Source organism: Streptomyces sp. NPDC002734, assembly GCF_040295685.1.
Classification (GTDB): Bacteria; Actinomycetota; Actinomycetes; order Streptomycetales; family Streptomycetaceae; genus Streptomyces.
Map to the genome: position 1 here is coordinate 98,249 of NZ_JBEOVU010000025.1, position 11,352 is coordinate 109,600.

Here is an 11,352-nt window from a genome sequence, read left to right on the forward strand (position 1 = left end):
ATCCGGAGGAACAGATGCGCGTACGTCGCGTCACCACCACCGTCCTGGCCGCCTTCGCCCTGAGCGCCGCGCTGGGCGCGGGCAGCGCGTTCGCGGGGGACAACCCCCACGACAACCACGACGGCAACCAGGCCCAGCACCAGAGCCACGAGCACGGTCAGCAGCAGGGCGATCACCAGCGTGACCACAAGGCTGAGGACAAGTCCCAGGAGAAGGCTGAGGACAAGTCCAAGGACAAGTCCAAGGACAAGGCCGAGGACAAGTCCAAGGACAGGGCCGAGGACAAGTCCAAGGACAAGGCCGAGGGCAAGTCCAAGGACAAGGGCCACGACAAGGGGAAGGCCGAGGACAAGGCCGAGGGCAAGTCCAAGGACAAGGGCCACGACAAGGGGAAGGCCGAGGACAAGTCCAAGGACAAGGACAAGGGCCACGAGAAGGGCAAGGGCAAGGCGCACGACAAGGGTCACGAGAAGGCCCACGAGAAGGGCAAGGAGCAGGACAAGGGCCACCAGAACGGCCACGACCAGGGCCGTCAGCAGGACGACCACCAGAGTGACCAGTACGGTCACGACAAGGGTCACCACAAGGGCCACGACGAGGGCCGTCACCAGAACGACCACCAGAGCGACGGCAAGAACCGTCAGGGTGACCACCGCGGCGACAACCGCGGTGACCACCGCGGCGACAACCGCGGTGACCACCGCGGCGACAACCGCGGTGACCACCGCGGCGACAACCGCGGTGACCACCGCGGTGACCACCGCGGTGACTACAACGGCCGTCACTGCTCCGGCGGCGACTTCGTCTTCGCCGGCACCCGCTGGGAGTCCTCGTACGGCAGCTACTCGACCTACGCCGCCGTGTGCTCCTCGGTCGACTTCGACGACTGACGGACCCCGAGCGGTCGCTTCGCCGACGGTCGGCTCAGAGGTTGCGCAGGCCGTCCAGGACGGCCTCCAGCAACGTGGGGTCACTGCCGTCGGCGGAGCGGTCGGGCATGGCATGGATCAGGAAACCGCCGCCCAGCAGGTCCGCGACGACCACCTTGGTCACCTGGAGCGGCAACTGCAGGAGGGTCGCCAGCTCGGCCACCGACAACGCCTGCCCGGCGCAGAGCCGCACCGCGGCCAGCGCCTCCGGGGAGACCGCGTCGTACGGAGGCCGGGCGGCCGCCCGCACCAGTGAGTCCGGTTCGACCGGAACGGCAGGACGGGTCCGGCCCAGGGTCACGGCGTAGGCGCGGACCGTCGCCGTCTCCTGGGTCACCCACGCGCGGGACCGGGCCATCTCAGCGCCCGCCCGTTCGGTCGTCGTCGGCGCGCCAGGCGGCGCCCTGGCCGAGCGGGCCGAACCGTATGGCTTCCCGCTGTGTGACCTCCCGCTGAGAGGCCTCCCGGTCGGTGACGGACCGTTCCCCGGCGGTGTGTCGCAGACCGGTGGCCGGAACGGTGCGGAACTCCGGCCGGACCTGGCGCACCTGACCCGGTTGGCCCAGCTGGCTCAGTTGCCCCAGAGGCAGCGTGTCCGCCGCGTGCGCCGTGGCCGGGGCGGTCCGGCGGTGATCCGGCCGGTCGTGGACGGCCGTGTCCTCGTCGGCCAGGTGCAGCAGCGTGGCCGGCAGGCGGACCAGGGCCTGCACGCCGCCGTAGAGGTTGGTCTGGAAGCGCACGGCGAGCCCCAGCCGCTGGGCCACCCTGGCCACCACCGCCAGGCCGGTGCGGCCGTCGTCCCCGCCCGGCTCGCGGACCAGGGAGACGAGCTGGTTCATCTCCTCGAGCTGGTCGCCGGTGAGACCGGGACCCCGGTCGTCGATCTCGACGACCAGTCCCTCCCGGGCCAACGCCGCGCGCACCGTCACCTTGGTGCCGGCAGGAGAGAACCGGGCCCCGTTCTCGGCGAGTTCGGCGATCAGGTGGATGACCTCGGCGGCCGCCGGGCCCGCCAGCGCGTAGCCAGCGGGCGGCGGCGCGACCTCGATCCGCGTGTAGTCCTCGGTCTCCGCCGCGGCCTGCCGCAGCACCGTGGTCAGCGGCACCGGGCGGCGGACGGCACGGGGCAGCCGGCCGTCGAGGACCGCCGCGCTCTCGACGGCACGCTGGGTGCGCGTGACCAGGTGGTCGATCCGGAAGAGCACCTCGAGCAGTTCGGGGTCCTCGGTGCGGTCATGGGCGTCGTCGAGGGATTCCAGAGCCCCCAGGACCAGCGCCTGGATCTTGCGGACGATGGCGAGGGAGGCGTCGGTGTGCCGACGCGAGCCCGCGGTCAGCACGGCGGTGTGCGCCGCGGTCAGGGCGCGCCGGACCGCGTCCTCCAAGCCGTCGGCGGGTCCGGCCGCCTGTCCCGCCGGCGTCGCCGGGGAAGCCGGCAGTTCCAGCGGCTCGGGGGTCTCGCCGCGCCGGACCCGCCGGGCGGCCGACGCGATCTGGCGCAGGCCTTCCTCCAGCAGAGCGGGCACCGCGGCCGTCGCGGCGGCCACGGCCTTCTCACGGGAGGCGGACCGGGCGGCGCTCCGGGCGGCGTCGCGGCGGGCCGTGACGGTGGCCGTCGTGGTGACCGCGGCACAGCCGATGGCAGCGCAGATGCCCGCGCCGACCGCGGCCGAGGTCGGCAGCGGGGACAGGGCGGCGGCGTAGGCGGCGCCCGCCAGCAGGGTGGCCGACGCTGCCGGTAACGCCCCGAGCAGGGTCGCCGAACGCAGCGACGGGCGGTCGCCCTCCGGCGGATCCGACGCGGGCGTGGCGGATGCCGACCGGTGCCGCTGCGGGCGCGTTGTCATGCGGAACCCTCCTCACCACTGCCCGGTCGGCCCGCGGGCGTCGGCGAAGCGACGAGCGTAGGTGGCGGCGGGCAGGAGCGGTGGAACGAGTGGACCAGACCACGCCGGATTATGCCCGGGGAGGGTCGACGCCGACCTGACATCGGGGGAGGGGCCGCTGCCGGATATCCGGAGATGGCCGACTTCCACCCCCGTCGCCCGGTGCGGCCGCGACCGCGCGGGACGGGGTTCTCGCACCTCGCGGCGGTGACGTCGCCCTCCCTGCGGAGGAGAGTGGAGGGGGCGGGAACGCGTTCCACTTCGCCCACATTGGCCGAATCGTTCCCGCACACACGGACGCCGCCCTCCGCGCCCCCGCACGCGCCTGTTCGCGCCCCCGGACGCCGTCCGCGCCCCGTCCCGAGGGACCGGCAGTGCCGCTCCTCCGCCGCGAGCCCGACCCTCGATCCGATCCCGATCCGACCCCGGCCCCGACCCGATCCGACCCCGGCCCAGCCCCGACCCCGACCGATCTGACCCTTCCCCGACTCCGACCCGCCCCGGCCAGGTCAGTCCGGCAGTCGCCGCAGGGCGAACCAGAGCTCCATGCGGACGTCCGGGTCGTCGAGGTCGGACTCCAGCAGCGCCGCGCACCGGGCGATCCGCTGCCGGACGGTGTTGCGGTGCACCGAGAGCGCCACGGCGGTGCGGTCCCAGCTGCCGTGCAGGGAGAGCCAGGCGCGCAGGGTCCGCGGCAGCGCGGGGGTGCCGGTGATCGGCGCCAGCAGGGCCCGGGCGTGCTCCTCGGCCTCGCGTGGCGGCAGGAGGTCGGCCAGACGCCCGCCGGAGCCGTGCCGGACCAGCGGGGAGCGGGTGGCGAGGGCCCGGACCAGGGCACGGGCGGCCCGTTCGTCGACGGCCGGCCAGTCGTCCGGGCCGGTCACCTCGGCGACGCCCAGCGTCCAGCCGGTCTGCCGCTCCACGGGCCGACCTTCGGGCACGAGCACCCGCACGACCCGGTCCGCCGGGTCGACCAGGTCGATCAGCGGGGAGCCCAGCGCCTCACCCAGCGCCGCTGCGGACGCCGCGTCCGAAGCCCCGGCCTCCGGGCGGGCGTGCACCAGCGTCCAGCGCTCCCCGCCGAGCAGCGGCGCCACCTCCTGGGGGCCGGCGCCGAGCAGCAGGCGTACCAGGGCGGCCGGCCAGGTGGCCTCCGGGCCGCCGCCGTGCTCCCCGGTGAGCAGGGTCAGCAGGACCGAGGCCGCCGAGGCGATGGTGTGGTCGCCGGCCTCACGGCGGCCCGTCACCAGGCCGAGCACGTACCCGGGCGCGGTCCCCAGCGCGTACGCCGTCAGGTGCCGGCCGTCGACCGTGTCGGTGGCCGACGACGGCGCCGGCACGGTGCTCCCCGACGCGGTGCTCCCCGGTGGGGCGGGCCGCACCACTCGGGCCAGCTCGGTCAGAGCCGCCCGCACACGCGGTCCCGGATCGCGCCCGGCCGTGAGGTCCCCCGATCCGCGCGACGGCCCGCCCACCGACGGCCCGCCCACCGACGCGCCCGCGCCCGGGTCCGCCGACCCGCCCGCAGCCCGCGACGGCCCGAACAGCACCGCCCAGCCCTCCAGCGCCGCCGCCAGCTGCCGCAGCACGGACGGCACAGGGTCGGGCCGCGACGCCGCCGAGGCCAGGCTCCGCTGCGCCTCGGCGACTCGCCGGAGGTCCGCCAACCGGGCCCGGGCGACGAGTTCGCCGACCGCGCGGGCCACCGCGGAGAAGGTGGTGCGCCGCGGCACCTCCAGCAGCGGCAGCCCGCGCGCCTCGCAGGCGGCGACCAGCTCCCCGGGCACCGTGTCGTGCACCGGGGCGACGCCGAAGCCCAGCGCCGCACCGCCCGCCGCCAGGATCCGCTCCACGTAGGCGTCGAACCAGGCGGCGCCGGCCGAGGGCGGCACCTGCACCCCCGCCGTCAGCAGCAGTTCGCCGCCCAGCAGGTACGGCAGAGGGTCGGCCATCTCCGAGACCTGAGCCCAGTGGACGTCCGCCTCCTCGGGCCCGGCGAGACGGACCAGACCCAGGTCGCCGCGCGCCAGCAGGGCCGAGAGCGGCACCGGGGGAGTGGGCGGCGGTGCGGGAAGGGAGGCGGGGGCGGACGGCATGATGGATGTTTCCTCTGTTCTTCTCCGGCCCGATGGAGGAAACGTACACTTCGCAGCCGCCCAGGAGCCATCTAGGGTCGGTCCGTGGTGCGCTCGGCGGGTGATCCCGGCGCCGCGTACCCTCGGTACCGGTGAGAGGAAGGCATCACCTCCATGACCTCCATGAGCAACAGCGGAACGCCCCGCGGCCCCGTCGACTCCTCGCGGATCCCGCGGTACGCGGGACCGGCGACGTTCGCCCGGCTGCCGCGGCTGGACGAGGTCGGCGCGGCCGACGTGGCGGTGATCGGCGTCCCCTTCGACTCGGGCGTCTCCTACCGGCCCGGCGCCCGCTTCGGCGGCAACGCCATCCGTGAGGCCTCCCGGCTGCTGCGCCCCTACAACCCGGCCCAGGACGCCTCCCCGTTCGCGCTGGCGCAGGTGGCCGACGGCGGGGACATCGCGGTCAACCCGTTCAACATCGACGAAGCGGTCGAGACGATCGAGGCCGCCGCGGACGACCTGCTCGGCACCGGCGCCCGCCTGATGACGCTCGGCGGCGACCACACCATCGCGCTGCCGCTGCTGCGCTCCGTGGCGAAGAAGCACGGCCCGGTCGCGCTCCTGCACTTCGACGCGCATCTGGACACCTGGGACACCTACTTCGGCGCCGAGTACACGCACGGCACTCCGTTCCGGCGGGCGGTCGAGGAAGGCATCCTCGACACCGAGGCGCTCTCCCACGTCGGCACCCGCGGCCCGCTGTACGGCAAGCAGGACCTCAAGGACGACGAGAAGATGGGCTTCGGCATCGTCACCTCGGCGGACGTCTACCGCCGCGGCGCGGACGAGGTCGCCGACCAGCTGCGACAGCGGATCGGCGACCGGCCGCTGTACATCTCCATCGACATCGACTGCCTGGACCCGGCGCACGCGCCCGGCACCGGCACGCCCGAGGCCGGCGGGATGACCTCGCGGGAGCTGCTGGAGATCCTGCGCGGCCTGGCCGGCTGCAACCTGGTGTCGGCGGACGTGGTGGAGGTCGCCCCGGCGTACGACCACGCGGAGATCACCTCCGTCGCCGCCTCGCACACCGCCTACGAACTCACCACCATCATGTCCCGGCAGATCGCGAAGGCGCGTACGCGGTGACCCACGACCACGACCTGGTGCTCCGTCCGACGGCCGCGCAGACGGAGGCGGCCCTGAACCCGCCTCCCGGCCGCCACGGCGGGGACCTGGTCGTGGAGACGCTCGCCGGGCTGGGCGCGACCACCGTCTTCACCCTGCCCGGCCAGCACGTCCTGCCGGTCCTCGACGCGCTGCGCAGGTCCGACCTGCGCACCGTCGGCCTGCGGGTCGAGAACAACGCCGCCTTCGCGGCGGACGCGTACGGCCGGGTCACCGGTGAGGCCGCACCGCTGCTGCTGTCCACCGGGCCGGGCGCGCTGACCGCGCTGGCCGCGCTGCAGGAGGCGGCCGCCGCCTCCTCGCCGGTGCTGGCGATCTGCGGCCAGGTCCCGGCCGCCGGACTCGGCGGCCGTCGCCGCGGTCACCTCCACGAGCTGGAGGACCAGGCCGCCGCCTTCCGTGGAATCGTCAAGTCCGTGCACAGTGCCCGGACCCAGTCGCAGATCCCCACCGCGATCGCCGAGGCCTGGCGCTCGGCGCTGACCGTCCCCTTCGGGCCCGTCTACGTGGAGATCCCCTACGACGTGCTGCGGGATCCGGCCCGCGTCCCGGTGGTCACCGCGGTGGACGCCACCCCGGAGGAACTTCCGCCGCGGCCCGAACTGACCGCCGTCGCGGCGGACCTGCTGGCCCGCGCCGAGCGCCCGGTGATCGTCGCGGGAGGCGGAGTCGTCCGCTCGGACGCCTCCGGCAAGCTGCGGCAGCTCGCCGAGAAGCTGGCCGTCCCGGTGGTCACGACCTTCGGCGGCAAGGGCGCCTTCCCCTGGACCCACCCGCTCTCGCTGCGGTCCTGGATGGAGGACCGGCACACCACCGACCTCCTCGAGGACGCCGACGTCCTGCTGGTCGTGGGCTCCGGGCTGGGCGAACTCTCCTCGAACTACCACACATTCGCGCCGCGCGGCACGATCGTGCAGATCGACGCCGACGCCGGGAAGCTCGAGGCCAACCACCCCGCCCTCGGCATCCACGCGGACGCGCGGCTCGCGCTGCAGGCCCTGCTGGAGACCCTGGAACCGGTCCCCGCGCGGGACGGCGACGAGGCCGCCCGCAGGGTCCGGGAACTCCTCGACCGGGTCGGCGCCCGGATCGCCGCGCAGGGACTCGACCTGGAGCAGCAGGTGCTGGCGTCGGTGCGCGCGGCCCTGCCCGCCGGATCGCCCTCCTTCTGGGACATGACGATCCTTTCGTACTGGGCCTGGTCGGCCTTCGACCCCCGCAGGCCCAACACCATGCACTCGGCGCAGGGTGCCGGCGGTCTCGGTTACGCCTTCCCCTCCGCCCTGGGGGCGGCCGTCGCCGAGCCAGGCGTGCCGGTCCTCGCCGTGTCCGGCGACGGCGGCGCGCTGTACTCGGTCGCCGAACTCGCCACGGCACGCCAGCACCAGCTCGACGTCACCTGGCTGATCGTCGACGACGGCGGGTACGGCATCCTCCGCGAGTACATGACCGACGCCTACGGCGAGCCGCACGGGACGGAGCTCGCCCGGCCCGACTTCGTCGCGCTGGCCGAGTCCTTCGGGGTCCCCGCCGTCCGGACCGGCCCTGAGCAGTTGCGGACCGACCTGTCCAAGGCGCTCGCCACACCGGGCCCCTCGGTGGTGGTGCTCCCGGCCACCCTCCGCATGTTCGCGCCGACCCACCTGGAGAACTGACGCCCGGACCGGCGCCCGGCCGGCGGATGCCGGTAGCGGGCGGCATCAGCCCCGGCGGCGGGCCGGCAGATTCGTGAGGAAGTACCCCGTGTCGTCCCCGCGCAGGGACAGCGCCAGCTCGGCGGCCTGCCGCGCCTGGGCGGCCGACAGACGGCGTGCCTCCCACAGCAGTGCCGCGGCGTCCACGGCCTCCGGGGCGGGAGGCGGCGGCGCCTCGTCCAGGACCACATCCGTCAGGCCCGCCAGCTCCACGGCGTCGACGCCGAGGAGCGCGGCGAAGTCCGTGACCAGGCGCGGCGTGAGCTCCTTGCGGCCGGACCCGACGACGCCGTAGGTGGACGCCGAGAGGTACGTCGGGGTGATCACCGCGAGGACCTTCGCCAGGTGGGACCAGTCGAGGTTGCGGTACCGGAACATGCGGATCACCCGGCCGCCGGGCAGGTCCGCGCGCGGGGCGGGTACTCGTGGCGCGAACCCCGGGTGGACCCGGTCCTCCTGCGGCAACGAGCGCACGTAATCCAGGAGTTCACGCCTCTCCTCGGCCGTGAGGTGCGCCCCGTGCATCACCAGGTACGCCGCCCACGGGCCTGCCGCGGAGCTCAGCGGCGCCAGGTCGCCGGGGACCGGCAGCCCGGCGAGCACGAACAGGTCGACGGCGGGCAGTCCCAGCGGCACCGCCAGCCGGCGCAGCGGTTCACCGTCGGGGGTGCTCCCGGCGAGCAGGGCCGTGATCTCGCGCTCGTCCACCCCGGCACGTGCGGCGAGTCGGGCCGGGCGCAGCCCGCGGTGCTCCAGCAGCCGTCCGGCCGTGGTGGCGAACTCCGGGCTCTGCGTCATGTCCGCAGCGTAGGGGGGCCTGGTCACCGAGGGGGCGCCGGGGGACCGGGGCTGATTCGTACGCGCATGTCCCCCCTGTCCACCGAGGGTTATCCCTCGAAGCGGCGGCAGGCACCCCCTGCACTCGTGACATGGCCGAGTCAACGCTGTCATCCTCACCCCTGACCGTTACCCCTGCCGGTCACCGGCGGTCCACCGCCCGCCCGGCTAGCCCCCCGGCCGCCACCGTGGCCGCGAACGGACAGGACACCGCGTGAGACACACAACCCTCCGCCGACGGGCCGCCTCCACCGGCCTGCTGGCCGCGGCGGCGCTGGTCGCCGTCGGCATGCCCGCCCTCCCGGCCGCCGCCCAGCCGGACGCCGCCCCCAAGGCCGCCCAGCTGCGCACCGGCGCCCTCGCCGCCGACATCACGGCCTCCGAGCGCGCCGCGTTGATCAAGTCCGCCGAGGCCAAGGTGGACGGCCACGCCAAGAAGCTGAAGCTCGGCGGCAAGGAGAAGCTCCTCGTCAAGGACGTCGTCCAGGACAACGACGGGACGACGCATACCCGTTACGAGCGGACCTACGCCGGTCTGCCGGTCCTCGGCGGCGATCTCGTCGTGCACGAGGCCCCGGAGTCCGGCAAGGGCGACGGGCTCAACGCCACCTTCAACAACAAGCGCGCCCTCGCGGTGGACACCACCGAGAAGATCGCGAAGAGCGCCGCCGAGACCAAGGCGGTCAAGGCCGCCAAGGCGCACGACGGCAACGCGACGCCGACGGCCGACAACACCCGCAAGGTCGTCTGGGCCGGCTCGGGCACCCCGCGTCTGGCGTGGGAGACCGTCGTCGAGGGCTTCCAGCACGACGGCACCCCCAGTCGTCTGCGCGTCGTCACCGACGCCCTGACCGGCGAGAAGCTGCACGAGTCCGAGGACATCAAGACCGGTACCGGCAAGAGCCTCTACAGCGGCACGGTCACCCTCGGCACCACGCTCTCCGGGTCCACCTACCAGCTGACCGACGGCACCCGCGGCGGCCACAAGACGTACAACCTGGCCCGCGCCACCTCCGGCACCGGCACGCTGTTCACCGACGCCGACGACACCTGGGGCACCGGCGCCGCCTCCAGCTCGTCGACCGACCAGACCGCCGCCGTCGACGCCGCCTACGGCGCCGCGGTGACCTGGGACTTCTACAAGAACACGTTCAACCGCAGCGGCATCGAGAACAACGGCCAGGGCGCCTACTCGCGGGTCCACTACGGCAGCGCGTACGTCAACGCCTTCTGGGACGACAGCTGCTTCTGCATGACCTACGGCGACGGCTCGGGCAACACCCACCCGCTGACCTCGCTGGACGTGGCGGCGCACGAGATGAGCCACGGCGTCACCTCGGCGACCGCCAACCTCACCTACAGCGGCGAGTCCGGCGGCCTCAACGAGGCCACCTCGGACATCTTCGCGGCCGGTGCCGAGTTCGCCGCGGGCAACTCCACCGACGTCGGCGACTACATGGTCGGCGAGAAGATCGACATCAACGGCGACGGCACCCCGCTGCGCTACATGGACAAGCCGAGCAAGGACGGCGGCTCCAAGGACTCCTGGTACTCGGGCATCGGCAGCATCGACGTCCACTACTCCTCGGGTCCCGCGAACCACATGTTCTACCTGCTCTCCGAGGGCAGCGGTACCAAGACGATCAACGGCGTCACCTACAACAGCCCCACCAGCGACGGCATCGCCGTCCAGGGCATCGGCCGCGACGCCGCCCTGCAGATCTGGTACAAGGCGCTGACCACCTACATGACGTCCAGCACCAACTACGCGGGCGCCCGCACCGCCGCGCTCAACGCGGCCTCCGCCCTGTACGGCGCCAGCTCCGCACAGTACGCCGGTGTGGCCAACGCCTTCGCGGGCATCGGCGTCGGCGCCCACGCGACCGTGCCGGGCAACGGCGTCACCGTCACCAACCCGGGCAGCCGCACGGCCACCGTCGGCACCGCCACCAGCCTGCAGATCAGCGCGAGCAGCAGCAACGCCGGCGCCCTCACCTACAGCGCCACCGGGCTGCCGGCCGGACTGACCATCAACGCCTCCACCGGTCTGATCTCCGGCACGCCGACCACGGCGGGCACCTACAGCACCGTCGTCACGGTCAAGGACAGCGCCGCGCAGACCGGCACCGCCTCGTTCACCTGGACCGTGAACCCGGCCGGCAGCAGCACCTGCACCGCCAAGCAGCTGCTGGGCAACCCCGGCTTCGAGTCGGGCAACACCACCTGGACCGCCAGCAGCGGCGTGATCACCACCGACAGCGGCCAGGCGGCGCACGGCGGCTCGTACAAGGCCTGGCTGGACGGCTACGGCTCCTCGCACACCGACACGCTCTCCCAGTCGGTGACCATCCCGGCCGGCTGCAAGGCCACCCTCAGCTTCTGGCTGCACATCGACACCGCGGAGACCACCACCTCCTCGGCGTACGACAAGCTGACGGTCACCGCCGGTTCGACCACCCTGGCCAGCTACAGCAACCTGAACGCGGCCACCGGCTACGTCCTGAAGTCCTTCGACCTGTCCTCGATGGCCGGTCAGACCGTCACCCTGAAGTTCAACGGCGTGGAGGACACCACCCTGCAGACCAGCTTCGTGATCGACGACACCGCTCTGAACGTGAGCTAGTCACCGCCCGCCTCCGGCTACAGGGCCGGAGGCTATGCGTGAGGGCTACGACGCCATCATCACCGCCTGCGAGTCCCTCGGCGAGGGCTCCAAGCCGCTGGACCACGTGATGGCGCC

Annotated in this window: 8 protein-coding genes; 4 read left to right on the forward strand and 4 right to left on the reverse strand. The window is 73.6% G+C overall.

What is annotated here, in order from left to right; translation table 11 throughout:
* Positions 1–14 precede the first annotated feature (14 nt).
* Entirely contained in the window at positions 15–890 is an 876-nt protein-coding gene (locus ABT026_RS22120) for a hypothetical protein (protein ID WP_351116624.1), read from the forward strand.
* Positions 891–924: 34 nt separating this feature from the next.
* On the opposite strand, the gene ABT026_RS22125 is transcribed toward ABT026_RS22120, so the two are convergent.
* From ABT026_RS22125 to ABT026_RS22135, 3 genes are all read right to left on the reverse strand, one after another.
* Positions 925–1,266 carry a DUF742 domain-containing protein gene (locus ABT026_RS22125; protein WP_351116626.1) on the reverse strand — a complete coding sequence of 114 codons (342 nt, stop codon included), beginning with the start codon at positions 1,264–1,266 and terminating at the stop codon, positions 925–927.
* A gap of 22 nt (positions 1,267–1,288) precedes the next feature.
* Positions 1,289–2,776 (reverse strand): sensor histidine kinase, encoded by a 1,488-nt coding sequence (locus ABT026_RS22130; RefSeq protein ID WP_351116628.1) that lies wholly within the window; start codon positions 2,774–2,776, stop codon positions 1,289–1,291.
* Positions 2,777–3,324: 548 nt separating this feature from the next.
* The gene (locus tag ABT026_RS22135; protein WP_351116630.1) at positions 3,325–4,911 is read right to left on the reverse strand and encodes a PucR family transcriptional regulator ligand-binding domain-containing protein; all 1,587 of its coding nucleotides are present in this window, start codon (positions 4,909–4,911) and stop codon (positions 3,325–3,327) included.
* Between the two features lie 162 nt (positions 4,912–5,073).
* On the opposite strand from ABT026_RS22135, the gene speB reads away from it, so the two are divergent.
* Both speB and ABT026_RS22145 read left to right on the forward strand, forming a co-directional pair.
* Positions 5,074–6,042, forward strand: a complete 969-nt coding sequence (speB, locus tag ABT026_RS22140; RefSeq protein WP_351116638.1) for an agmatinase — start codon at positions 5,074–5,076, stop codon at positions 6,040–6,042.
* The gene (locus tag ABT026_RS22145) at positions 6,039–7,736 is read left to right on the forward strand and encodes a thiamine pyrophosphate-binding protein (RefSeq protein WP_351116631.1); all 1,698 of its coding nucleotides are present in this window, start codon (positions 6,039–6,041) and stop codon (positions 7,734–7,736) included. Before speB ends, ABT026_RS22145 begins: the two co-directional genes overlap by 4 nt.
* 45 nt (positions 7,737–7,781) lie before the next feature.
* Here the strand turns inward: ABT026_RS22145 and ABT026_RS22150 are convergent, their stop codons facing one another.
* On the reverse strand, positions 7,782–8,573 hold the full coding sequence (locus tag ABT026_RS22150) for a hypothetical protein (RefSeq protein ID WP_351116633.1): 792 nt from the start codon (positions 8,571–8,573) through the stop codon (positions 7,782–7,784).
* Positions 8,574–8,901: 328 nt separating this feature from the next.
* On the opposite strand from ABT026_RS22150, the gene ABT026_RS22155 reads away from it, so the two are divergent.
* On the forward strand, positions 8,902–11,235 hold the full coding sequence (locus ABT026_RS22155; RefSeq protein ID WP_351116639.1) for a M4 family metallopeptidase: 2,334 nt from the start codon (positions 8,902–8,904) through the stop codon (positions 11,233–11,235).
* Positions 11,236–11,352 lie beyond the last annotated feature (117 nt).